The organism is Pseudomonas sp. Sample_22 (assembly GCF_004307635.1).
Classification (GTDB): Bacteria; Pseudomonadota; Gammaproteobacteria; order Pseudomonadales; family Pseudomonadaceae; genus Aquipseudomonas.
This window is the reverse complement of sequence record NZ_RCNY01000085.1, coordinates 177,684-201,549: the sequence shown is the minus strand read 5'-3', so window position 1 is coordinate 201,549 and position 23,866 is coordinate 177,684. Positions and strand designations below refer to the sequence as shown.

At 57.3% G+C, this 23,866-nt stretch carries 26 protein-coding genes; 9 read left to right on the top strand and 17 right to left on the bottom strand.

Translation table 11 applies throughout. The annotated features are described in order from the left end of the window. Positions 1-316 precede the first annotated feature (316 nt). From D8U73_RS23900 to D8U73_RS23890, 3 genes are all read right to left on the bottom strand, one after another. Positions 317-1,072: a DeoR/GlpR family transcriptional regulator gene (locus D8U73_RS23900; RefSeq protein ID WP_056853613.1), complete on the bottom strand. Its 756-nt coding sequence runs from the start codon at positions 1,070-1,072 to the stop codon at positions 317-319. Positions 1,073-1,167: 95 nt separating this feature from the next. Continuing rightward, positions 1,168-2,673: a glycerol kinase GlpK gene (gene glpK / locus D8U73_RS23895; protein WP_056853612.1), complete on the bottom strand. Its 1,506-nt coding sequence runs from the start codon at positions 2,671-2,673 to the stop codon at positions 1,168-1,170. Between the two features lie 75 nt (positions 2,674-2,748). Further along, positions 2,749-3,600, bottom strand: coding sequence for an MIP/aquaporin family protein (locus tag D8U73_RS23890; protein ID WP_130905955.1), 852 nt, complete (start codon positions 3,598-3,600; stop codon positions 2,749-2,751). 338 nt (positions 3,601-3,938) lie between these two features. Here D8U73_RS23890 and ybaK point away from each other — a divergent pair, with 338 nt between their 5' ends. Further along, positions 3,939-4,409 carry a Cys-tRNA(Pro) deacylase gene (ybaK, locus tag D8U73_RS23885; RefSeq protein WP_056853610.1) on the top strand — a complete coding sequence of 157 codons (471 nt, stop codon included), beginning with the start codon at positions 3,939-3,941 and terminating at the stop codon, positions 4,407-4,409. Positions 4,410-4,511: 102 nt separating this feature from the next. Beyond that, positions 4,512-5,294 carry a PhzF family phenazine biosynthesis protein gene (locus D8U73_RS23880; RefSeq protein ID WP_056853609.1) on the top strand — a complete coding sequence of 261 codons (783 nt, stop codon included), beginning with the start codon at positions 4,512-4,514 and terminating at the stop codon, positions 5,292-5,294. Positions 5,295-5,408: 114 nt separating this feature from the next. On the opposite strand, the gene D8U73_RS23875 is transcribed toward D8U73_RS23880, so the two are convergent. Both D8U73_RS23875 and argF read right to left on the bottom strand, forming a co-directional pair. Next, complete coding sequence (locus D8U73_RS23875) at positions 5,409-6,518, bottom strand: ABC transporter ATP-binding protein (protein ID WP_056853608.1); 1,110 nt, start codon at positions 6,516-6,518, stop codon at positions 5,409-5,411. Continuing rightward, positions 6,515-7,435 (bottom strand): ornithine carbamoyltransferase, encoded by a 921-nt coding sequence (gene argF / locus D8U73_RS23870; protein ID WP_056853607.1) that lies wholly within the window; start codon positions 7,433-7,435, stop codon positions 6,515-6,517. The genes D8U73_RS23875 and argF overlap by 4 nt, the downstream gene beginning before the upstream one ends. Before the next feature lie 407 nt (positions 7,436-7,842). Here argF and D8U73_RS23865 point away from each other — a divergent pair, with 407 nt between their 5' ends. The 3 genes from D8U73_RS23865 to grxD all read left to right on the top strand — a co-directional run bounded on the left by D8U73_RS23865 (position 7,843) and on the right by grxD (position 10,815). Then, entirely contained in the window at positions 7,843-8,133 is a 291-nt protein-coding gene (locus D8U73_RS23865; RefSeq protein WP_056853606.1) for a hypothetical protein, read from the top strand. 134 nt (positions 8,134-8,267) lie between these two features. Next, positions 8,268-10,376 carry a molybdopterin oxidoreductase family protein gene (locus tag D8U73_RS23860; protein ID WP_130905945.1) on the top strand — a complete coding sequence of 703 codons (2,109 nt, stop codon included), beginning with the start codon at positions 8,268-8,270 and terminating at the stop codon, positions 10,374-10,376. A 97-nt stretch (positions 10,377-10,473) separates the two neighbouring features. Further along, complete coding sequence (grxD, locus tag D8U73_RS23855) at positions 10,474-10,815, top strand: Grx4 family monothiol glutaredoxin (RefSeq protein ID WP_056853604.1); 342 nt, start codon at positions 10,474-10,476, stop codon at positions 10,813-10,815. Positions 10,816-11,006: 191 nt separating this feature from the next. Here the strand turns inward: grxD and bfr are convergent, their stop codons facing one another. After that, entirely contained in the window at positions 11,007-11,483 is a 477-nt protein-coding gene (gene bfr, locus D8U73_RS23850) for a bacterioferritin (RefSeq protein ID WP_056853603.1), read from the bottom strand. 198 nt (positions 11,484-11,681) lie between these two features. Further along, on the bottom strand, positions 11,682-11,900 hold the full coding sequence (locus D8U73_RS23845; protein ID WP_056853602.1) for a bacterioferritin-associated ferredoxin: 219 nt from the start codon (positions 11,898-11,900) through the stop codon (positions 11,682-11,684). Between the two features lie 302 nt (positions 11,901-12,202). Here D8U73_RS23845 and D8U73_RS23840 point away from each other — a divergent pair, with 302 nt between their 5' ends. Further along, positions 12,203-12,805 (top strand): peroxiredoxin C, encoded by a 603-nt coding sequence (locus tag D8U73_RS23840; protein ID WP_007971324.1) that lies wholly within the window; start codon positions 12,203-12,205, stop codon positions 12,803-12,805. Positions 12,806-12,887: 82 nt separating this feature from the next. On the opposite strand, the gene rnt is transcribed toward D8U73_RS23840, so the two are convergent. Both rnt and pyrC read right to left on the bottom strand, forming a co-directional pair. Further along, complete coding sequence (gene rnt, locus D8U73_RS23835; RefSeq protein WP_130905944.1) at positions 12,888-13,565, bottom strand: ribonuclease T; 678 nt, start codon at positions 13,563-13,565, stop codon at positions 12,888-12,890. After that, positions 13,562-14,608, bottom strand: coding sequence for a dihydroorotase (pyrC, locus tag D8U73_RS23830; protein WP_020799892.1), 1,047 nt, complete (start codon positions 14,606-14,608; stop codon positions 13,562-13,564). The genes rnt and pyrC overlap by 4 nt, the downstream gene beginning before the upstream one ends. A gap of 159 nt (positions 14,609-14,767) precedes the next feature. On the opposite strand from pyrC, the gene D8U73_RS23825 reads away from it, so the two are divergent. Together D8U73_RS23825 and D8U73_RS23820 are read left to right on the top strand one after the other, a co-directional pair. Continuing rightward, on the top strand, positions 14,768-15,673 hold the full coding sequence (locus D8U73_RS23825) for an OmpA family protein (protein WP_056853600.1): 906 nt from the start codon (positions 14,768-14,770) through the stop codon (positions 15,671-15,673). 129 nt (positions 15,674-15,802) lie between these two features. Next, positions 15,803-17,020, top strand: coding sequence for an argininosuccinate synthase (locus D8U73_RS23820; protein ID WP_020799894.1), 1,218 nt, complete (start codon positions 15,803-15,805; stop codon positions 17,018-17,020). Between the two features lie 138 nt (positions 17,021-17,158). Here D8U73_RS23820 and D8U73_RS23815 read toward each other — a convergent pair whose 3' ends face one another. Beyond that, entirely contained in the window at positions 17,159-17,800 is a 642-nt protein-coding gene (locus tag D8U73_RS23815; protein WP_056853599.1) for a hypothetical protein, read from the bottom strand. A 551-nt stretch (positions 17,801-18,351) separates the two neighbouring features. On the opposite strand from D8U73_RS23815, the gene D8U73_RS23810 reads away from it, so the two are divergent. Next, complete coding sequence (locus tag D8U73_RS23810; RefSeq protein WP_056853598.1) at positions 18,352-18,978, top strand: response regulator transcription factor; 627 nt, start codon at positions 18,352-18,354, stop codon at positions 18,976-18,978. An 89-nt stretch (positions 18,979-19,067) separates the two neighbouring features. Here D8U73_RS23810 and D8U73_RS23805 read toward each other — a convergent pair whose 3' ends face one another. From D8U73_RS23805 to D8U73_RS23775, 7 genes are all read right to left on the bottom strand, one after another. Continuing rightward, positions 19,068-19,247, bottom strand: a complete 180-nt coding sequence (locus D8U73_RS23805; RefSeq protein WP_056853597.1) for a hypothetical protein — start codon at positions 19,245-19,247, stop codon at positions 19,068-19,070. 106 nt (positions 19,248-19,353) lie between these two features. Next, positions 19,354-19,992: an endonuclease III gene (gene nth, locus D8U73_RS23800; RefSeq protein WP_056853596.1), complete on the bottom strand. Its 639-nt coding sequence runs from the start codon at positions 19,990-19,992 to the stop codon at positions 19,354-19,356. 24 nt (positions 19,993-20,016) lie between these two features. Beyond that, positions 20,017-20,604, bottom strand: coding sequence for an Rnf-Nqr domain containing protein (locus tag D8U73_RS23795; protein ID WP_056853595.1), 588 nt, complete (start codon positions 20,602-20,604; stop codon positions 20,017-20,019). Continuing rightward, a complete protein-coding gene (locus D8U73_RS23790; protein WP_130905943.1) occupies positions 20,597-21,208 on the bottom strand; it encodes an RnfABCDGE type electron transport complex subunit G in 612 nt (203 codons plus the stop codon). Before D8U73_RS23790 ends, D8U73_RS23795 begins: the two co-directional genes overlap by 8 nt. Then, a complete protein-coding gene (locus tag D8U73_RS23785; protein ID WP_130905942.1) occupies positions 21,205-22,191 on the bottom strand; it encodes an RnfABCDGE type electron transport complex subunit D in 987 nt (328 codons plus the stop codon). Before D8U73_RS23785 ends, D8U73_RS23790 begins: the two co-directional genes overlap by 4 nt. Beyond that, positions 22,178-23,191 carry an electron transport complex subunit RsxB gene (gene rsxB, locus D8U73_RS23780; RefSeq protein WP_130905941.1) on the bottom strand — a complete coding sequence of 338 codons (1,014 nt, stop codon included), beginning with the start codon at positions 23,189-23,191 and terminating at the stop codon, positions 22,178-22,180. Before rsxB ends, D8U73_RS23785 begins: the two co-directional genes overlap by 14 nt. Further along, positions 23,188-23,757 carry an Rnf-Nqr domain containing protein gene (locus D8U73_RS23775; RefSeq protein WP_130905940.1) on the bottom strand — a complete coding sequence of 190 codons (570 nt, stop codon included), beginning with the start codon at positions 23,755-23,757 and terminating at the stop codon, positions 23,188-23,190. Before D8U73_RS23775 ends, rsxB begins: the two co-directional genes overlap by 4 nt. Between the last annotated feature and the right edge of the window lie 109 nt (positions 23,758-23,866).

Genomic DNA, 23,866 nt, shown 5'->3' with positions numbered 1-23,866 from the left:
GGCCTCGGGTGTTTTTGATTTTCTGTATTTGATTACGAACATAAATGTTCATTTGCGAAAATACTAGCCCATAAAGATGCGCACAGCCAGTCAGCTTCGATTGAAAATACTCATCGAAGGACGGTGAAAGGAAAATTTACGAACATTGAAGCGTTAGCGGAGGGCTTTTGTGGCGAGGAAGCTTGCTCCCGCTCGGCGGCGAAGCCGTCGCATTGACGGCTGATCCGATGATTCTGAGTGAGCTCGATTGAATGGTGGAAGGGCTGCTTCGAAGCCCAACGGGAGCAAGCTCCCTCGCCACAGGGGAGGGGGGTACTTAAACGACTTCCAATCTAACCTTGTGCTGGCTCAACAACTGCGCCAGCGCCGGGGAAGGCTGCTGATCGGTCACCAGGCAATCGACCAGGCTGATCGGCCCCAGGCGAATCATGGCGTTGCGCCCGAATTTGCTGGAGTCGGCGGCGAGGATCACTTGTCGGGCATTGGCGATGATCGCCTGGGACACCCGCACTTCCTGATAATCGAAATCCAGCAAACTGCCGTCTTCATCGATGCCGCTGATCCCGACCAGGGCGAAGTCGACCTTGAACTGGTTGATGAAATCGACACTGGCCTGACCCACCACGCCACCGTCACGCCGCACGTTGCCGCCGGTCAGCAGCACGTCGAAGTCGTCCTTGGCACTGAGCATCGAGGCCACATGCAGGTTGTTGGTGATGATCTTCAGATGGTTGTGATTGAGCAGGGCGCGGGCGATGGATTCGGTCGTCGTGCCGATGTTGATGAACAGCGACGCGTGATCCGGGATCTGTGCGGCAATGGCTTCGCCGATACGCTGCTTTTCATCGCGCATCTGATCGGCACGCATGGCGTAAGCGGTGTTTTCGACACTGGAGTCGTAAGCCGCGCCGCCGTGATAACGACGCAGCAAATTGGCTTCCGCGAGTTGATTGATATCGCGGCGGATGGTTTGCGGAGTAACAACGAACAGCGTGGCCATTTCCTCGATACTGACGTAGCCGCGTTCGCGAACCAGTTCGAGGATTTGCTGCTGACGGGGAGGCAGATTCATGGGGCGTCCTTTGGGCTGCCGTGCAAAATTTGCCCATGATGCCGCAGGAATCCGCTCCCTGCCAGTTACATACAGATGCGAGTCTGCTGGTTGGCTTATTCAGCTTCGTCTTCAGAGGCCCAATCGCGAGTGCGGCTGACCGCTTTTTTCCAGCCGGCGTAAAGCTTTTCCTTCGCCGCTTCGTCCAGGGTCGGTTCGAACTTGCGCTCGATCACAGCCTTGCCGCGCAACTCTTCCAGGCTACCCCAGAAGCCACACGCCAGGCCGGCCAGGTAAGCGGCACCCAGCGCCGTGGTTTCACGCATTTGCGGGCGCTCGACCTGAGTACCGAGAATGTCGGCCTGGAACTGCATGAGGAAATTGTTCGCCACCGCACCACCGTCCACGCGCAAGGCTTTGAGACGTTCGCCGGCATCCTGCTGCATGGCATCGAGCACGTCGCGGGTCTGGTAGGCGATCGACTCCAGTGCGGCACGGATGATGTGATCCACGCGTACACCGCGGGTCAGGCCGAACAGCGCGCCACGGGCATACGGGTCCCAGTAGGGAGCGCCAAGACCGGTAAAGGCCGGCACCAGGTACACGCCGTTGCTGTCCTTGACCTTGTTGGCGAAGTATTCAGTGTCGTGGGCGTCGTTGATGATCTTCAACTCGTCACGCAGCCATTGCACGGTGGAGCCGCCGTTGAACACCGCGCCTTCCAGCGCATAGGCCACTTCGCCGCGCGGGCCGCAGGCGATGGTGGTGAGCATGCCGTGGTTGGATTTCACGGCTTTGTCGCCGGTGTTCATTAACAGGAAGCAGCCGGTGCCGTAGGTGTTTTTGGCCTGACCGGCCTCGACACACATCTGGCCGAACAACGCCGCTTGCTGATCGCCGGCGATACCGCCGATGGCGATGCCGCTTTTGGTCTGGCCGTAGATTTCCGATGACGACTTCACTTGCGGCAGCATTTCCCGGGGGATATCCAGCACCTCCAGCATCTTCGTATCCCACTCCAGGGTGTGGATGTTGAAGAGCATGGTGCGCGAGGCGTTGGTGTAGTCGGTGACATGCACTTTGCCGCCGGTAAATTTCCAGATCAGCCAGCTGTCGACGGTTCCGAACAGCAATTCACCGTTGCGCGCGCGCTCACGGCTGCCTTCGACGTTGTCGAGAATCCATTTGAGCTTGGTGCCGGAAAAGTACGGGTCGGTGACCAGGCCCGTGGTGTCGCTGATGTATTGCTCATGGCCATCGCGCTTGAGCTGCTGGCAGATTTCGGTGCTGCGTCGGCACTGCCAGACAATGGCGTTGTAGATCGGACGCCCGGTGTTCTTGTCCCAGACCACCGTGGTTTCACGCTGGTTGGTGATACCGATGGCCGCGACCTGATCGTGATGCAGGCCGGCTTGCGCCAGCGCCTCGACCATCACCGCGCTTTGCGTGGCAAAGATCTCCATCGGGTCATGTTCGACCCAGCCGGCTTGCGGGTAGTGCTGTGCGAACTCCCGCTGGGCGGTGCAGACCACGTTGGCGTCGCGGTCGAAAATGATCGCGCGGGAGCTGGTCGTACCCTGATCGAGGGCAATGATGTAGTTCTTATTCTGAGTGTCGGTCATGTCGATTGCCTTGGACGAAATATGGGAGCGAGTTCTGGCGCGCGATCTGTTCGGCAGGATCATGCGCCAACGGTATCAAGAAATTCTCGGTTTGCCGTCAATGGCCGGTGTTGCTTCCTTCATTGCGGGCTCGGTGCTCGGTAGATGGCGGGCGATCAAGCCGCGATAAGCGGCTGCACCCAGGCAGGCACCGACGATCGGTGCAAATATCGGAATCAGGAAATACGGAATATCGCGACCGCCGGTGAAGGAAATATCCCCCCACCCCGTGAAGAAAGTCATCAGTTTGGGGCCGAAGTCGCGCGCAGGGTTCATCGCGAAACCGGTCAGCGGCCCCATCGAACTGCCAATGACCGCGATCAGCAAGCCAATCAGGATCGGCGCCAGCGGGCCATTGGGCAGGCCATTGTTATCGTCGGTCAGCGACATGATCACGCCCATCAGGATGGCGGTGATGATCACTTCCACCAGGAACGCTTGCGCCGTGGTCAGGCTGGGGTTGGGAAACGTGGAAAACACCGATGCCAGTTCAAGGCTGGCTTGGGTGCCGCGAACCATATGGTGAGTTTGTTCGAAATCGAAGAAAAGGTTGCTGTACAGCGTGTACACCGACAGGGCACCGCAAAAGGCGCCAGCGATCTGGGCAAAGATATAGAACGGCAGTTTACGCTTTTCGAAATCGGCAAAAATGCTCAGTGCAATGCTGACGGCTGGATTGAGATGTGCGCCGGAAACCCCGGCGGTCAAGTAGATGGCCATGCTCACGCCGACGCCCCAGATGATGCTGATTTCCCACAAACCGAAGCTGGCGCCCGCGACCTTGAGCGCGGCAACACAACCCGTACCAAAAAAGATCAGCAGCGCAGTACCTAAAAATTCGGCCATGCATTGGCTCGAGAGGGACGGTTGTTGTAAAGCGGTAGTCATTGAAACCTCATTTTTTTTCTTGTCTGGCGCTTTCATTCCATCATGGTCAGAGCGCGTTTTTCCCCAAGGCAGGATCCCCATCCTGTCCCGGTTTACAGCTGGGCACTGCGGTAAGACGTTTCGTACAGTTTCATAAACGAAAAAATATAGACAAGAAACACTGCTGTCAAAGGTCGAAAGTGAACCATTGGTCATAAATAAACTATTAATCCTGTGAATGATCCCAACAGGTGCTGATTGGTGGCCTGTTCAACCGGCACCGGGATAGAGCCTTTTGCGTATCAATGTCCTAGAATTCCGCGCAAGATTTTTTTACTGTCTCCCAGTCTGGAGCTGCCATGACCCCCGCATTGGATTTGCTGAAAAAGGTTCGCGCCGAACACCGGGTGCACAGTTATGAACATGATCCGAAAGCTGCGTCTTACGGATTGGAGGCTGCAGAGAAGCTTGGACTGGACCCGGCGCAAGTGTTCAAGACTTTGCTGGCGGCCAGTGAAAAGGGTGAATTGCTGGTGGCGGTGGTGCCAGTTGGCGGCAGCCTGGATTTGAAACACCTGGCCCACGCCGCCGGGGTGAAAAAAGTCGAAATGGCCGACCCCGCAGCTGCGCAACGCGCTACGGGGTATCTGCTGGGCGGGATCAGCCCGCTGGGGCAAAAGAAGCGCTTGCGCACATTTATAGACAATTCTGCCCAGCCCTTGGCGAGCATTTTCGTCAGTGCCGGTCGGCGTGGCCTGGAGGTCGAATTGGCCCCGGCGGTGCTGGCCGAACATACTCAGGCGAAGTTCGCCGACATCGGCCGCACCTGAGGGGCTGGATACGTCGCTGTATGGGGAAAATCGGGCTGTTCTGTCACTGGTGCGTTTTTCTCGGCGACCTCATGCTCGGCGACCTGACACAGGGAGATGGTTATGCAACTCGAGTTTCATCAGGTCGACGCGTTCAGCGATCAACCATTTAGCGGCAACCCGGCAATGGTCTATCGGCTGGACGCCTGGCTCGCCGATGAGTTGATGCAGAAGATCGCCGCCGAACACAACCTTGCCGAAACGGCTTTCGTCGTACGAGAAGGGCTGGGCTGGCACATCCGCTGGTTTACCCCGTCCACCGAAGTCCCGCTGTGCGGGCACGCGACGTTGGCCAGTGCCCATGTTTTGTTCGAGATCTACAAGGAACCGGTCGAGCGCCTGGACTTCACCTGCAAGTCAGGCCCACTGAGCGTCAGTCGCGAGGGTGGACGTTTGTGGCTGGATTTTCCGACGATCATCCCGTCGGAAGTGGGCGTGACCCTCGATGTCGAGCGTGCGCTCGGCGTGGAAGCAGTAGACGTGCTCGGCTCGAATGAATTGTTCGTGGTGCTGGAGTCTGAGCAGGCCGTGCTCGATTGCAAACCGGACATGGCCGCATTGGCAAAACTGCCGTGGCTGGGCGCCATCGTCACGGCCCGGGGCAGCAAACATGATTTCGTCTCGCGCTACTTCGCGCCGGCGATTGGCATCAACGAAGACCCGGTGACCGGATCGACCCATTGCAGCCTGATTCCGTATTGGTCGAAACGTCTGGGCAAGTCGGGTTTGACGGCTTACCAGTGCTCGGCGCGGGGCGGGGAGTTGTTCTGCCGGCTGGAAGGGGATCGGGTGAAGATAGGCGGGAATGCAACGCTGGTGGCCAGCGGCACGCTGATGCTGGGCTAATGCAAATCCGTTGTAGGAGCGAGCCTGCTCGCGATAGCGGTACATCAGCCAACATTGTTGTTGAATGTGAAACCGTCATCGCGAGCAGGCTCGCTCCTACAGGGAAGGTGTTGATTAACTAACGCTGCTGTACCGCCGCACACCCGATTCAACGGTCGGAATCTGCGCCGCCATACTGCCGCTCGCCTGGAATAGCACCAGGTGTTCGGCAGAGACACGAATGCCCACCTCGGCACCGATCTGTTGATCGACATGGCTCGGGAAGATCGACTCCAGCTGGGTACCGGTCGGCAATTGCAGGCGATAGAGCGTTGATGCGCCCTGGAAAGACTTGCCGACGATTCGTACCTTCAATGCGCTGTCTGGTGCATAAACGATATCGTCCGGACGCAGCAGTACGTCCACTGCGCCGCCTACCGGCCAGGTATAGGCCCGGTTACCGCGCAACTCGCCCAGCTCGGTTTGCACCGACTCCGGGCTGCTGAGTTGGCCACGAATGAAGTACCCCTGGCCGATGAAGCTGGCCACGTAGGGCGTCAGCGGTTCGTGATAGAGGTTGTAGGGCGTATCCCACTGCTCCAGCCGTCCTTCCTTGAAAACACCCACATGATCGCTGACCGCGAAGGCTTCTTCCTGATCGTGGGTCACCAGAATCGCGCTGGTGCCACGGGCCTTGAGAATGTCGCGCACTTCGTGGCTGAGCTTGCGGCGCAGTTCGCCATCGAGATTGGAGAACGGTTCGTCGAGCAACAGCAACTGCGGCTCGGGCGCCAGGGCGCGGGCCAGGGCAACGCGTTGCTGCTGACCACCGGAGAGTTCGTGGGGGAAGCGCTTGCCGAGGCCCTTGAGGTTGACCAGCTCCAGCAACTCTTCGGTGACGCGATCCTTTTGCGGATGCTTGCGAATGCCGAAGGCGATGTTGTCGGCCACACTCAGGTGCGGAAACAATGCGTAGTCCTGGAACACCATGCCAATCCGGCGCTTCTCCGGCGCGAGGGTGAAACCGGCGCTGGAGATGGTTTCTCCTGCCAGCTGGATGTCACCTTCGTGCACCGGCTCGAAACCGGCTATGGCGCGCAGGGTGGTGGTCTTGCCGCAGCCTGAAGAACCGAGCAGGCAACCGATGTCACCGGCGTTCAAATGCAGGTTGAGGTTTTGCACCACACGCTGGTCTTGATAACCGCAGGCGAGGTTGCGCAGGTTGAGCAGTAATGGCTGGCTCATGCGTGGTGATACGCCGGCTCGACGAGAAACTCGAGCAGGGCCTTTTGTGCATGCAAGCGGTTTTCAGCTTGATCCCAGGCGACCGAGCGTGCGTCGTCGAGCAGGTCGACGCTGATTTCTTCGCCGCGGTGCGCAGGCAGGCAATGCATGAACAGCACGTCCGGCGCGGCCAGGTCGAGCAGTGCGCGGTTGACCTGGTAGGGCGCGAACAGCTGAAGGCGCTTGGCGGTCTCTTCCTCCTGGCCCATCGAAGTCCAGACGTCGGTGCTCACCAGGTGGGCGCCGCGTACGGCGTCTTGCGGATCGCGAACGATGGTCACCCGGTCCCCAGCCTTGGCCACGAATTCGGGGTTGGGCTCGTAACCTTCCGGGCAGGCAACGCGCAACTGGAAGTCGAACTGGATCGCCGCTTCTATATAGCTGTTGCACATATTGTTGCCGTCGCCGATCCAGGCCACGGTCTTGCCCTGGATCGAGCCGCGGTGTTCGAGGAAGGTCTGCATGTCGGCCAGCAACTGACAAGGATGCAGGTCGTCGGACAGACCGTTGATCACCGGTACGCGCGAGTTGGCGGCGAACTCGGTCAGATTGCTGTGGGCAAAGGTGCGGATCATCACCGCATCGAGCATGCTCGACATGACGATGGCGCAGTCGCCGATCGGTTCGCCGCGGCCCAGTTGGGTGTCACGGGGCGACAGGAATATCGCCTGACCACCGAGCTGGATCATGCCGGCTTCGAAGGAAATGCGGGTGCGGGTCGAAGACTTTTCGAAAATCATCCCGAGCACGCGGTTTTTCAGGGGCTCGAACAGTACGCCGCGGTTACGCAGGTCTTTGAGCTCAACGCCTCGACGGATCACGCTGACCAGCTCTTCGGGCGTGCAATCCATCAGGGAGAGAAAGTGCCTTGCGCTCATCATTGACTACCTTTTTGCTACAAACCGCAGATGCTCAAAGCCTTGTTTGACGGAACAACGGGCGAGACCTGCGGCGTAAGCCGCACGGGGCGACGAAATAGGGGAAGGCGCGATCTTATAATTAAATGTCGCGTCTTACCAATAGGGCTACGGTTTTTAGGGGATTTCAGAGGGGCTACGGGATGACCGCAGTCGCGCATTTGAAGCCTGTTTCCTGACAGCAGCGGGCCATTTGTACACCGGGCCTGCGCGGCTTGGCAATCAAACGGGGCGCGGATAACGCATTGTGGGTCGGTTTGCGCCTGGATATTCGCTGAATTTCGCAACAGTACGTCTGATCTGAAATATTTGCTAATGCAAAGTGCTGGGTTATAAATAAGTCACGAGCGACGCAGGAAGCCACCGCAATGGAATCGAAAGAACAGCAACTTATGGAATTGCTTGGCCTTACAGCCCGCTCCCTGACGCACCTGACCGCGTCGATGACTTCGATGTCTTTCGAACTGCTGCGCAGCAACGATCAGACTACCCGCGACGCTGGTCGGCGGATGATCGACCGCATGGCCACCATCAGTGCCGGGCTCGACGATCACTGGCGATTGATTGGCGAATTGACCGGGGTGCATGTCGCCCACGAGCAGATCGAAACCATCCAGGAAATCCAGTCGCAGGCTCCACCGAGGCTGCCGTCGAGCTGATCGACAACGGCCATCGGCTGGCCTGATGGTCACCGATTCACAAGATGAACGTCGCTGGCGCGGTTGCGGGGCAGGCGCCATAGTTTTGTTTCCGCGGCCGACATTGCCCGCTCAGAACAAGACAGAGACTGGCCATGACCAAGACTCTCCATCACCGTGCCTGCCACCTGTGTGAAGCCATCTGTGGCCTGACCATCGAAACCACCGAGGCCGACGCCGGCAACCTGCAGATCACCTCGATCAAGGGTGACCCTCTGGATACGTTCAGCCGTGGGCATATTTGCCCCAAGGCTGTCGCCCTGCAGGATATTCAGAACGATCCCGATCGCCTGCATAAACCGATGCGACGGATGGGCAGCGAATGGCAGCCCATCGAGTGGGAAGACGCCTTCAAACTTGTCGCCGAGCGGCTGGCGGCAATCCAGGAACGTCACGGACAAAACGCAGTGGCGGTCTATCAAGGCAACCCCAGCGTGCACAATTATGGGTTGATGACCCACAGCAATTACTTTCTCGGCTTGCTGAAAACCCGTAACCGGTTTTCAGCAACGTCGGTTGACCAGTTGCCCCATCATTTGACCAGCCATTTGATGTACGGCCACGGTTTGTTGCTGCCGATTCCAGACATCGATCACACCGACTTCATGCTGATCCTCGGGGGTAATCCGCTGGCCTCCAACGGCAGCATCATGACCGTGCCGGATGTGGAAAAGCGCTTGAAAGCCATTCAAGCAAGAGGCGGCAAAGTGGTCGTGGTCGATCCTCGACGCAGTGAAACGGCGGCGATCGCCGACCAGCATCTGTTCGTGCGTCCTGGCGGCGACGCGGCGCTGTTGTTCGGCCTGCTCAATACGTTGTTCGCTGAAGGACTGGTCCGCGACAGTCACTTGCCTGTTGACGGTCTGGATGACGTTCGCGAGGCAATCGCGACATTCACCGCCGAAGCCATGAGCCCGCTTTGCGCGGTGCCAGCCGAGCAGATCCGCCAACTGGCGCGGGACTTTGCCGCTGCGCCAAGCGCGGTTTGCTACGGTCGCATGGGTGTCTCGACCCAGGCGTTCGGCACGCTTTGCCACTGGCTGGTGCAGTTGATCAACCTGGTGACCGGTAATCTCGATCGTGTTGGCGGCGCCTTGTGCACCGAGCCGGCGATCGACCTGGTGGCCTCTACTTCGGGTGGGCATTTCAATCTGTGGCAGAGCCGGGTGTCCGGGCGTCCGGAGTACGCCGGGGAGCTGCCGGTATCAGCGCTGGCCGAAGAAATATTGACCGAGGGCGAAGGGCAGGTCCGTGCGCTGATTACCGTGGCGGGCAATCCAGTGTTGTCGACGCCCAATGGCCGACAACTGGAGCAAGCGCTGGATGGACTGGAGTTCATGGTCAGTGTCGACTTGTACATCAATGAAACCACGCGATACGCCGACCTGATCCTGCCGTCCACCTCGGCGCTGGAAAACGATCACTACGACACCACGTTCAACATGTTCGCCGTGCGCAATGTCAGCCGGTTCAATCGTGCAATTCTGCCCAAACCCGAAGGTGCGCTGCATGACTGGGAGATTTTCGTCGGATTGGCCCAGGCATTCGCCGCGAAGACCGGCAAGGAGCTCAAACCCACCATCGCTCCGGCGCAGATGATCGATCGTGGTCTGCGCATGGGCCTGTACGGCGATGCGTCAGAGCAAAAACTGTCCTTGGCGACATTGTTCGACCATCCCCATGGCGTTGATCTGGGGGCGCTCAAGCCAAACCTGGCGTCGCGTCTGAAAACCGCCAACCAACGGATTCAGGTCGCACCTGCCGCGATCCTTGCCGATCTGGCGCGCTTTTGCACACTACAGGCCCCGGCGGCCGATGAGCTGCTGATGATCGGCCGTCGCCATGTGCGTAGCAATAACTCGTGGATGCACAACTATCATCGTCTGGTGAAGGGCAAGCCGCGCCATCAGTTGCTGATGCACCCCGATGATTTGGCCAGTCGGGGCTTGAGTGACGGGCAGCGTGTGCGGGTCAGTTCACGGGTCGGGGTAATTGAAGTGGAGGTGCTCGGCAGTCTGGATATGATGAAAGGCGTGGTCAGTCTTCCGCACGGTTGGGGCCATGCGCGCCCAGGCGTGCAAATGACGATTGCCAGTGGCCAGCCGGGCTCCAGTGCCAACGACCTGACTGACGAATGTCAGCTCGATGAATTGTCCGGAAATGCGGCGCTCAATGGCGTCCCGGTGACCGTGGCAGCGGCCTGATCGTATCTGACGGAGAGACCGAGCAGGGCGCTCGGCTTTCCGTTACAATGCGCCACCGTGCCGACCCATGAGTCGGAAAGTTCAGCCGAGGTGCTCCATGGATATCATCGAAACGATTAAAGAGCAGATTGCCAACAACACCATTCTGCTTTACATGAAAGGCTCGCCGAATGCCCCGCAGTGCGGCTTCTCCGCTAAAGCCGCGCAGGCCGTGATGGCATGTGGCGAAAAGTTTGCGTACGTGGACATCCTGCAGAACCCGGAAATCCGCGCCAACCTGCCAAAATACGCCAACTGGCCAACCTTCCCGCAGCTGTGGGTTGCTGGTGAGCTGGTCGGCGGTAGCGACATCATGACCGAGATGTCCGCCGACGGCTCGCTGCAGGCGCTGATCAAGGATGCAGCTGCCAAGGCTGCTGCTCCAAAAAGCGAAGCCTGATCTCGTATCTTTGTAGGAGCAAAGCTTGCTCGCGATGGATTCAAGTCCACCGCGGGTTACCTGACGGGTTGCGGTATCGTTAACGATCATCGCGAGCAAGCTCAGCTCCTGCAACGAGCAAGAACAAAAAAGCCCCGCTTCTTCAAAAGAGAACGGGGCTTTTTATTGCATCGCAATTAATCGCGTCGAACTTACTCGTCTTCGCCCATCTGCGATTGCAGATAGTTCTCCAGACCAATCTTGTCGATCAGGCCCAGTTGGGTTTCCAGCCAGTCGATATGTTCTTCTTCGGACTCAAGGATGTCTTCAAGCAGTTCACGGCTACCGAAGTCGCCGACTTTCTCGCAATGCGCGATGGCGGCTTTCAGATCGGCGTGACCGGTTTTCTCGATACGCAGGTCGCACTCAAGCATTTCCTTGGTGTGCTCGCCGATGTGCAGCTTGCCCAGGTCCTGCACGTTCGGCAGGCCCTCGAGGAACAGGATGCGCTTGATCAGCTTGTCCGCGTGCTTCATCTCATCGATGGATTCGTGATACTCGTGTTTGCCGAGTTTGTTCAGACCCCAATCCTCATACATCCGTGCATGCAGGAAGTATTGGTTGATCGCGACCAGCTCATTGGCAAGGATCTTGTTGAGATGCTGGATGACTGTAATGTCGCCTTTCATGATGGGGTCCTGCCCTTTATTAGCTGTCTATAAGGCAGAGTTTGAGCCGCACAACTAAGAGTGTCAAACCTAAGTTATTGAATAATATATGAAAATTAATCGGAATAAGAATGTTTGTGTTCCGCGTCTAGCATCTAACTGGTTGATTTTCAGGCATAAAAAAACCGGACATCAGTCCGGTTCTTTGAAATGGGATATTCAGGCGGCGGTAAATTCTGCGGGAAAAGGAATCGCAGCTTGCGCGGTTTGCAGTTCCATCAGGGTTTCACGGACCACTTCCTTGGCCAGGCAGGCACATTTGCCACATTGACTGGCAACGCCTGTGGCTAAACGGACTTCTTTGTAGCTGCAGCATCCTTCATAGATCGCATCGCGGATTTTACCGTCGGTGACACCAGTGCAGAGGCAAACATACATAAGAGAAGACCGTCGCTTGTTTATGCTCGAATGCGATGGATCTTAATGTTAACGAGAATGATTGTCAAAGTGCTTTGAGGCAACATTTCTCCAGGGCTGACGAACGGTTTTTCTTCACTGCGCAGGCGCTGATTTTGCTCCTGCAATTTTACGCCAGCAGGAAAAACCGTTGAGGACAGGCCAAACACGCAGTGTATGATGGCCGGTCTTTGCGCAACGGATTTGTGTCACAGGGCTGTCGCCTGAGAGTGGCAGGCTGGCGCAAACCTTGTTATTCACGTTTCTACACCAGGAGATATCCAATGAGCGTACTCGTAGGCAAACAAGCCCCTGACTTCACCGTACCGGCCGTACTCGGCAATGGCGAAATCGTAGACAGCTTCACCCTGTCGTCGGCCATCAAAGGCAAATACGGCCTGGTGTTCTTCTACCCACTGGACTTCACCTTCGTTTGCCCGTCGGAGCTGATCGCTCTGGACAACCGCATGTCTGAGTTCAAGGCACGCAACGTTGAAGTGGTCGCGGTTTCGATCGATTCGCACTTCACCCACAACGCCTGGCGCAACACTCCGGTCAATAATGGCGGTATCGGCGAAGTCCGTTACACCATGGCTGCCGACATCAAGCAGGAAATCATGAAGGCCTACGACGTTCAGTCCGCTGACGGCGTAGCGTTCCGTGGCGCTTTCCTGATCGACGACAAAGGCGTTGTCCGTTCGCAGATCATCAACGACCTGCCGCTGGGCCGTAACATGGAAGAGCTGCTGCGTCTGGTCGACGCTCTGCAATTCCACGAAGAGCACGGCGAAGTCTGCCCTGCCAACTGGAAAAAAGGCGACAAAGGCATGAACGCTTCGCCAGAAGGCGTTGCGGCTTACCTGACCGAGCACGCTGCCGCACTGTAAGGCGCAGGCTCCAGCTTTAAAAAGCAGATAAAAAAAAAACCGGCCTTAGAGGCCGGTTTTTTTATGGGGGGGCGGCGAGCTATCAGTCGTCGAAATCTTCCCAGCCACCCATTTGTTTCCAGCGATTGACGATGCCGCAGAACAGTTCGGCGGTTTTCTCGGTGTCATAGCGAGCCGAGTGAGCCTCGCGACCATCGAAGTCGATATCCGCCGCCTGACAAGCCTTGGCCAGCACAGTTTGACCGTAGGCCAGACCGGCGAGGGTTGCGGTGTCGAAGCTGGAGAATGGATGAAACGGGTTGCGTTTCATGTCCAGGCGCGCGACCGCAGCGTTGAGGAAGCCCAGGTCGAAGCTGCTGTTGTGGCCGACCAGAATCGCCCGCTTGCAGCCATTGGCCTTGAGCGCCTTGCGCACGCCGCGGAAGATATCGGCCAGGGCAGTTTCTTCACTCACGGCCATGCGCAGAGGGTGATCGAGCTTGATCCCGGTGAACTCCAGCGCTGCCGCTTCGACGTTCGCGCCTTCGAAAGGCTCGACTCGGAAGAAGTAGGTGTGATCCGGGTAGACAAAACCCTTTTCATCCATGGCAATGGTGGTTGCGGCGATTTCCAGCAGGGCGTCGGTGGCCGAGTTGAAACCACCGGTTTCTACGTCGACGACAACTGGCAGATAGCCACGAAACCGTGCGGCCATCGGGTGACGGGAACCACCGCCACCGCCTTGGCCTTCCTGTTCGTCGTCGAAATGGTCTTCACTCACGCGTGTTCCTCCAGCAGGCGCCAGCGCAGTTTTTCACCGGCGCGCAGCGGGATAACGGTCAGCTCGCCAAACGGCAGGCTGGTTGGGGCAGTCCATTCTTCACGGACCAGGGTGATGCGATCGGTGTTTGCCGGCAGGCCATAGAAACGCGGGCCGTTGAGGCTGGCGAAGGCTTCGAGCTTGTCCAGTGCATTACGCTGTTCGAACGCTTCGGCGTACATCTCGATCGCTGCATAAGCGGTGTAGCAACCGGCGCAACCGCAGGCGGCTTCCTTGGCATGCTGGGCGTGGGGCGCCGAGTCGGTACCGAGGAAGAATTTCTCGCTGCCACTGGTGGCGGCGTCGAGCAGGGCTTCCTGATGGGTGTTGCGCTTGAGGATCGGCAAGCAATAGAAATGCGGCCGGATCCCGCCCACCAGCATGTGGTTGCGGTTGTACAGCAGGTGATGCGCGGTGATGGTCGCGCCAACGTTGGCCGAGGCCGAGTTGACGAACTGCACGGCGTCAGCGGTGGTGATGTGTTCGAACACCACTTTGAGCGTCGGGAAACGCTCGACTACACGGCGCATGTGCTCATCGATGAAGATTTTTTCGCGGTCGAAGACATCGACATCGCCGCGGGTGACCTCACCGTGGATCAACAAAGGCATTCCGACTTCGGCCATGGCCTCCAGTGCCGGGAAAATCTTGTCGATACTGGTGACGCCAGAGTCCGAGTTGGTGGTCGCGCCGGCCGGGTACAACTTGGCGGCGTGAACGAAACCGCTGGCCTTGGCCTCGCGAATTTCTTCAGGCTGGGTGCGATCGGTGAGGTACAGGACCATCAGCGGTTCGAACGGGCTGCCGGCCGGGCGGGCAGCGAGAATCCGCTGGCGATAGCCGTCGGCTTCAGCCGCATTGCGGACCGGAGGGACCAGGTTGGGCATGATGATGGCGCGACCAAAGGTGCGCGCGACATCCGCAACGGTATTGGTCAACACGGCACCATCGCGAAGATGAATGTGCCAGTCGTCGGGACGCAGCAGGGTCAGGCGGTCGGACATGAGGGGATTCCAGGCGGGTCAAACTGAGGGGAATGCTACCGGAAAAGACACTTGCAGGCACTCGCTATCAAGTTTTGCAGGAAGCTTCCGATATCCAACAGGTATGCCGTAAACATCTGTGTGTCGGTCTTTTTGTTGTAGAAGCCAGTGGAGCCTCCCGTGCGCCAGCGTTATTTAGCCTTGCTCAGTGTGTTTGCCAGCCTTCCCGCGATGGCGCTCACTTTCCAGACTCGTCTGGAGAGCATTGAGTGGACGGTCGAAGGTGACAAGTTCGAGTGCCGCTTGACCCAGCCGATCACCGATTTCGGCTCAGGGCAATTCGTGCGACGCGCTGGCGAGCAGGCGACGTTTCGTCTGAATGCCTATAACGCGATGCTGGGTGGAGGCTCGGCCACGCTGTTGGCGGCGGCTGCGCCGTGGCAACCGGGGCGCGGTGACATCAATCTCGGCTCCGTTCGAATCGGCAGCGGCAACGTGCTGTTCAACAGTTCACAAGCGCAGGCCGGACGGCTGATCAGCGGCCTGATTGACGGTCGCAGCCCTGTGGTACGGCATTCTTCGGCGGATGGTCGGGTATCGGAAGTACGCTTGTTGCCGGTCAGGTTCAACAAGGCATTCGCCGATTACCAAAGCTGTGTGGCCAAATTGTTGCCGCAGAATTTCGATCAGGTCAAACAATCCGAAGTGGGTTTCCCCGGTGGCGGTATCGATCTGGATGCGGCAGCGAAAGCCAAGCTCCGGGTGATGCTGGAGTACATGAAGGCTGATCCGACGGTTAACCATATCGAACTTGACGGCCATTCCGACAACAGCGGTAACCGCCTGACCAATCGCGACCTGTCACGACGTCGAGCCTTGGCTGTGATGGAGTTCTTCAAGGCCAACGGGATCCAGGAATCGCAGATCACCCTGCGCTTTCACGGCGAAGCCTATCCGTTGGCGCCCAATATCAACAACGCCAATCGTTCGAGAAATCGTCGTGTGACCATACGTCTGGAACGGGGGGCACCACCCGAGCAGGTGGCACCTCAAGCCGTGAAACCGGCCACTTCAACGACTTCCTGACTCTACGGTCATCGTCGCGCTCTCGACATAATCTGTCGCTTCGTCGTCATAAGCTGTCGCGCCACTGTAAATTATCCTGCATGAGCGGTAGACTTCTCGGCTTTCCGTAGAACCCCGTGGAGTGATGGCATGGCGGACGTAAACAAGGTCGTTCTGGCGTATTCCGGCGGCCTGGACACTTCGGTGATCCTCAAGTGGCTGCAGGATACTTATAACTGTGAAGTGGTGACCTTCACCGCTGACCTGGGTCAGGGCGAAGAGGTTGAACCTGCACGCGCCAAGGCTCAGGCCATGGGCGTCAAAGAAATCTACATCGACGACCTGCGCGAAGAGTTCGTGCGCGATTTCGTGTTCCCGATGTTCCGCGCCAACACCGTTTACGAAGGCGAGTACCTGCTGGGTACTTCCATCGCGCGTCCGCTGATCGCCAAGCGACTGATTGAAATCGCCAACGAAACCGGCGCTGACGCCATTTCCCACGGCGCCACCGGTAAAGGCAACGACCAGGTTCGTTTCGAACTGGGCGCCTATGCTTTGAAGCCAGGCGTAAAAGTGATTGCTCCGTGGCGCGAGTGGGACCTTCTGTCCCGCGAGAAGCTGATGGACTACGCGGAAAAACACGCGATCCCGATCGAGCGTCACGGCAAGAAGAAATCGCCGTACTCGATGGATGCCAACCTCCTGCACATCTCTTATGAAGGCGGCGTGCTGGAAGACACCTGGACCGAACACGAAGAAGACATGTGGCGCTGGACCGTTTCCCCGGAAAAGGCTCCTGACAAGCCGCAGTACCTGGAACTGACCTACCGCAACGGCGACATCGTTGCGCTGGACGGCGTCGAAATGACTCCGGCCACCGTTCTGGCGACGTTGAACCGTATTGGTGGTGAACACGGTATCGGTCGTCTCGACATCGTCGAGAACCGTTACGTGGGCATGAAGTCCCGTGGCTGCTACGAAACCCCTGGCGGCACCATCATGCTGCGCGCCCACCGTGCGATCGAGTCGATCACCCTGGACCGCGAAGTCGCTCACCTCAAAGACGAGTTGATGCCTAAGTACGCCAGCCTCATCTACACCGGTTACTGGTGGAGCCCTGAGCGTCTGATGCTGCAACAGATGATCGATGCGTCCCAGGCCCACGTGAACGGTGTCGTGCGTCTGAAACTGTACAAGGGCAATGTCATCGTCACCGGCCGCAAGTCCGATGAGTCGCTGTTCGACGCCAACATTGCTACCTTTGAAGAAGATGGCGGCGCCTACAACCAGGCCGACGCGGCAGGCTTCATCAAGCTTAACGCCCTGCGTATGCGCATTGCAGCCAACAAGGGTCGCAAGCTGTTCTGAGACCTTTGAGTCGGAAATGAATTTGTGGCCTCCTCATCGAGGAGGCCACAAATTTGCAGATGCTGTTTTTTATCTGAAATCTCAATATCACGTTGTCGGGTACCTCCCTCCGCTTTCATCACCGTCGTGTGGTGTACGTCAGTGGCAAGATTCAAGAACTGTCACTCTCTTTGAACATAAATTGTAAACAACATAAAAAGTAGCGTTGCTGCGTTTTCTTGTCTGCTTTAAAAGGTTGAGTGCGCCTTCCTTGAGGCATTTTTCCGATTCTGTATCCGCGATAAATAAAACTGCCTGACAGTGTTTTTCCCGTGGCTTTTTTATGGCCTGGGACAAGGCACTGAATTCGATTGTCTTGTTGAGTTGACGTGCATCGATGATCTGCAGGCTATTTGCTGGCTGAGACAGTCGAATACGTTGTTCGCCTGCGGTTTGCCGCGAGTCGATGTCGTCGGGAGGGGATTGTGCGTTGGGAGAGCGAGATGCAGGCGGAACATCTGTTGCCTCATTTTCCCGGTTATCCATTTCACCAAGGGCTTCTATGAAATGCTCGCCCTTTTCATAGTCCGAAGGCGCGTACAACGATCGATAATTGAAGTTGAGTGTCGCAAAGAAAAGAAGAAGCAAATAAAAGGGAAAGCTTATCAAGAACCAAATATAGATCTCCCTTTCTCTGTTATCCAGTAAAGGTAATATCACTGCTGCTGAAGTTTCAGACAGTGTTGCGAATATGGCGATAACGGTAATGGGGTTTGCGATTCTTTTTTTGGGAATTTTCATGTGTTGTACTCATATTGGTTGTCTATTCTCTAATGGATTGAAATTTTATGGGTTGTATTGCAGTGGTTGGTTTATTGCGGTTGATTGGCTGTAGTCCCTTAAAAAGGTTCGTTGCTGGTTTTTAAAAATATACCCTGTTTGTTTCGGTGTGGGTTGTATTGTTTTAATGGTTGTTCAATTCTTGAATTTTTCTGTAAGGGTGAGTGGCACTTCCTGTGCGATCTTTCCTTTTTCAGTGTTTGGCACTAAAAGTATCTGTTGCGTTGAGGGGGATGGAGGGGCAGATTGTGTTCGGCGGGAAAAAAATAGAGTCGATAAAGGTTTGTGTTTGTTGTGAATTGATACAAAAAACCACCGTTGAAAAAACACATGCACAATGCGGATACAGTTTTCCAGAGGCGGAGTTCGAGGGTTTTTTGTAAGACTAATCCGCGATGTTTGTAGGGAATGTCTTTCGCTGTAGATGCCCGGGGGGCGCGGCATGCCATGGGGGAAACGACTAGGCTATTGTGCGGGCTCTAAAAATTCGAACAGCGAAATTGGACTTGCCCATGAATAAAGTGCTGATCGTGGATGATCATCCCGTCATTCGTCTTGCGGTACGTATGCTGATGGAACGTCATGGCTACGAAGTCGTTGCTGAAACAGACAATGGTGTGGATGCATTACAACTTGCCCGTGAACAAATGCCGGACATTGTCATTCTGGATATTGGAATACCAAAACTCGATGGCCTGGAAGTTATCGCACGATTGAGTTCGGCAGCCTTACCGATGAAAGTATTGATATTGACTTCACAGGCACCTGGGCATTTCTCCATGCGATGCATGCAATCCGGTGCTGCCGGATATGTTTGCAAGCAACAGGACCTGACGGAGTTGCTCAGTGCAATAAAGGCTGTTCTGTCCGGTTACAGTTACTTCCCCAATCAAGCATTGCACACCGTGCGTGCCAGTTTGGGCAACGCCAGCGAAGCCGATATGGTGGATCGCCTGTCGGGGCGGGAAATGATGGTTCTACAACAGCTGGCTCGGGGCAAGACCAACAAGGAGATTGCCGATGGGATGTTTCTCAGCAACAAAACCGTCAGTACCTACAAGACGCGGTTGTTGTTGAAGCTTAATGCGCGCTCTCTGGTCGACCTGATCGAGCTGGCTCAGCGCAATGGGCTTGTCTGATTGCGCAGCGTTGACGACACCGGATAAGCGGGCACTTGTCACGGTTCAGCATTTAGCAAAAAGCCTCCGTTTCGGGAGGCTTTTAGATGTCATAAGTCAAAATCGTAATCGGCCAATTGCTTTTGCAGTCGGCGCTCCTCCAGCAGATTGTCGATGGTGCGGCGTTTGCTCAGGTTGGTTTTGGCTACTTCCACCACCGGCTCGGCATCGTCAGCCTCAACGGGGATGAAGTCGTCTTCTACGTCCAATTGCTCTTTGCCAGTGCTCATGTAGTTACTCCAGGCTAAGAAGGCCTTTGGGGCTCCTTATATCGACAATCTCCTGGCGGGTAAAAAAGATTTTTTCAATCGATGAATCAGTAATTCTAATAGAGCCTCAATCGTCCGAGGTCTTGTGCTTGTATTCACACAGGTCTTCGATACGACAACTGCCACAACGCGGCTTGCGGGCCAGGCATACATAGCGCCCATGCAGGATCAACCAGTGATGTGAGTCGAGCAGGTACTGTTTGGGCACGAACTTCATCAATTTGTGCTCGACCTCGACGACATTCTTGCCAGGTGCAATGCCGGTGCGGTTGCTGACCCGGAAAATGTGGGTGTCCACCGCCATGGTCAGCTGCCGGAATGCGGTATTGAGCACGACGTTGGCAGTCTTGCGGCCAACTCCGGGCAGGGCTTCCAGTTCCTCTCGGGTCTGCGGCACTTCACCTGCATGGCGCTCGACCAGCAACCGACAAGTCTCGATGACGTTTTTTGCCTTGCTGTTGAACAGGCCGATAGTCTTGATGTATTCGGACAGTCCTTCAACGCCCAACGCATGAATAGCCGCAGGGGTGTTGGCGACCGGAAACAGTTTTGCCGTCGCCTTGTTGACTCCAACGTCGGTCGATTGCGCCGAAAGAATAACGGCGATCAGCAATTCGAACGGTGAGGAGTAGGCCAGTTCGGTCTTTGGTTCCGGGTTGTCTTCATGCAGCCTGCGGAATATTTCCAGACGTTTTGCAGCATTCATGGGCAGTGCGTGTCCTCGAGGGCGTCAGTGTGAAGGTGTCGGGCGATGCCAGGCTTGCCATGCGGCGATCAGCAGACCCAGGAGAATAAAACCGCCTGGAGCCAGCGTAGCCAGGCGTAAGCCACCGTCGGTGGTCAGTCCCCAGCCTTGCCATTGCGCGTGCGTTGCAGCGACCAACCACGACAAGTGATGACCCAGTGTCCCGTAACCAATGAATTCGCGCAGCAGTCCGAGGCCGACCATCAGGGCGCCGAACAGCCCATACAGGCGCAGGCGGTCTCGCCAGGTGCTCTGAAAGAATCCGTTGTGTTCCAGCACGACACATTGCAAAGCAAGCAGCGCCGCATAGATCCCTATTTGATGATGCCATTGCAGCGACCAGACTTGTGCGCCGAGTTCCGCGCAACTGGTGAGCGTGGCCGAAAGCAGCACGCTTGCCCACAAATGCGTTGCCGGGAGCAAGCGTGGTCGCAAGATGTTCATGCCAAGGCCAAACGCGCTGATCACGACAACGAACATCAACCACAGGCCCAATGCGCTCGCCAGTGAGCCGGTGACGCCAATGAGCGGTGCGAGCATCAATGAGCACGGCAGCAACGATGTTTTACTCATGGCCGGCGCTCCCGAGCAGTTGTTGCCGATGCTCATCAAAATAACGCAGCGCGTCGTGGGTGGCGTTGATCACTGCTCGTGAGGTAATGGTCGCCCCCGCCAATTGATCGAACTGCCCGAGATCCTTTTTCAAGGCCCAGCCCTTGTCGTCAGGATCAAAACGAGACTTGCCGGTAAACGATTGGAGCCAGGTGTTGGGCCAGTCGGCGATTCGTGCGCCGAGCCCCGGGGTTTCCGCTTGTTTGAGTGTTTTGACGCCGATCAGCCTTGCGTTGGCGTCAATGGCAATCAGCAGGTCGATAGCGCCCGCGTAACCCAGGGTCTGGCTGCGCAGCAACACAGCGTACGGTTGACCGGCCTTGGTCGCTCGGTACCCGGCCATAAGGGTACTGTTGCCCAACGCGGTGTCCTGGAGTGTGAGCGGCTGTTCCAGCGGCTGATTGTCGTAGCTGGCAGGGGGTAGCAGATCCAGCAGGTTGCGACTGTCGATCAAGCGCTGCTCGGCGGCGATGCGCGGCGCACTGTTGAGCTGCGCGAGATAACTCAGGCCTATGCCAAACGCGCCCAGTAAAACCAGGATCGCAACGCTCGACGCACGATTCATGATGCGCTCTGCTCCTGACGAGCGACTGCAAACCTCTCCAGCGCCGGAACGCAGAGGTTCATCAAAAGCACGGCGAAGGCGACGCCGTCCGGGTAGCCGCCCCAGGTACGAATCAGGTACGTCAACAGCCCGACCCCGGCGCCAAACAACAGGCGGGCTATGGGGCTTTTGGCGCCAGATACCGGTTCCGTAACGATGAAGAATGCCCCCAACATGGTTGCACCGGTGAGCAGGTGAAACAGCGGTGAACCGTGGGAGTCAGAGCCCGAGCCGTTCCAGCACAACAGACTGATGACGAACAGACTTGCCAGCATCCCGACCGGCGCATGCCAACTGAACACTTTACGTTGCAGCAAAAATGCGCCGCCGGCGAGGAATGCCAGGTTCACCCATTCCACGCCGCGGCCGCCGAAGTGACCAAACGCCGGGTTCGCCGAAAACAGTTCGTCCATTGTCAGGCTTTTGTTGATCCGCAGACTGTCCAGTGCCGTGGCCCGGACCCACGCATCCGGTACCTGTCCAAAGCCAAACACCTGTTGTAAAGCACTCGACAGGTCCATGCCGTGGGATGACGGCCAATGGGTCATCTGTTGCGGGAATGTCACCAGCACCAGAGCAACACCCAGCATCGCCGGATTGAACGGGTTCGATCCGACACCGCCATACAAGTGCTTGCCCAATACCATCGCGAACGCGGCGGCACTGACGGTCAGCCACCACGGACAATAGGGTGGCAGGGCCAACGCCAACAGGGTTGCGCTGACCAACGCGCTGCCGTCGCTCAAGCTGGCCCCGAGTGGTCGCTTGCGCAGGTGCAACATGGCCGCTTCGACCGACAATGCAGCGATGCCGGCCAACATCAGATTGATCAACACGCCCCAACCGTACAGCCAGAACATCATCAGTGCTCCGGGCAGGGTGGCCAGCAGCACCAGTTTCATGGCCTGCTGCAAGCGATCATCAACTGACTCAAGAGGCGGCATAGGTTTCCACCTGGCGTTCGGCCTCGTTGAGGGCACGCTGCAGGGCTTCGATCTGTTCGGCGGAGGCTTCGCTGGTCTGGGCTTTTTTAAGTTCGGCGCGGCGCATGGCCAGCTGGATTTTTGCCCGTTTCAACTCGGCATCGTTTGTCGCCGCTGCCGGACGCGGCACAGCAACCGGCGGCGCATCGCTTTCCAGTTGCGTCAACGTACGTTCGGCTGCTTCGAACTGCTGCTGCAGGACGACGAGTTGCGACTGCTGTTCAAAGGTGGGCGGATGGCCGAAAGCCTTCAGCGACTTGTGCAATTGTGCCCGGCTCATCGCGACGTCGATCTTGGCTTTTTTCAGCGCCGCATCGGCATTCGCCGCTTTCTGCGCGCGGACGCGTTCAAGGGCGGCTTGCACTGGATCGAGTGCGGCTTCAACGGGCTGCGGCGTTCGCTGCAAGCGAGCCTGGCGCTCGGCTGCCTTCTGTTGTTCTTCGCGTTGCAAACGGGCGTTGCGCTGTTCGAACCGGCGTCGTGCATGACTGCGCTTCTCGGCACGGGCTCGTTGATCGTCAAGACTGAATGCCAGACCACCGACAATCGGCACAACGGTCTCCATCGGCAGGGGACGCATCTCGATGCAATCGACCGGGCATGGCGCCACGCAGAGATCGCAACCGGTGCATTCGTCGATGATCACCGTGTGCATCAGTTTTGCCGCGCCGACGATGGCATCGACGGGGCAGGCCTGGATGCACTTGGTGCAGCCAATGCATTCGGCTTCGCGAATGTAGGCGATCTGCGCCGGGGCTGAACCTCGGCTGACGTCCAGTTCCAATACCGGCACGTTCAGCAGTTGGGCCAGGGCATTGATGGTTTCGCTGCCACCCGGGGGGCACTTGTTGATCGGCTCGCCGGCGGCGATGCCCTCGGCGTAAGGTTTGCATCCTGGGTGGCCGCACTTGCCGCATTGAGTTTGCGGCAGGAGGGCGTCGATGCGTTGAATCAGACTCATGTTTTGATCAGTCCGCTGAATCCGAGAAAAGCCACTGCTATCAAGCCGGCACCGATCAGGTCGATCGGCAAGCCGCGAAAGGGCAGTGGAACATCGTTATCGAGTGTGCGCTGGCGCAAATCGTTGAAAAGACTCAGCACCAGCCAGAAACCCAGACCGCATCCCAGGCTCAATGCCGTGGCATGGAAAAGACCGTTGTCGTCCTGAACATTGAACAGTGTCACTCCCAGGACGCCGGCATTGCCTGCCAGTAGCAACCACAGGCCTTCGAACGAAAGCTTGGGCAACAACCGCGCAAGCAGTTTGAGCAGGGGGTCGATCAGCAGGACGCTCAGTGGCAGAAAGACGAACAGGCGCAGGGTTGCCAGATCCAGTGGCACCAGTAGCCAGCGGTACAGTGCATAGCCGACTACGCCTGCCATCAACATCAGGCATGTCGTCGCGATGCCGAGCGCATGGACCTGCCGGCGCTTGCTGCCCAACAGCGGATCGACGCCCAGCGGCCAGTGCAACACGAGGTTGTTGATCAAGGCTGCACTGAAGAGCGTCAAAAGCGTATCGGTCATGATTGTCCATATCCGCTGCCGGATAACCCTGTAGGTGAAGCCACACCTGATGGATAGTATGGGCCAGACATGAAAATCCCACAGCCGCGCCAGGCACGACTGTGGGATC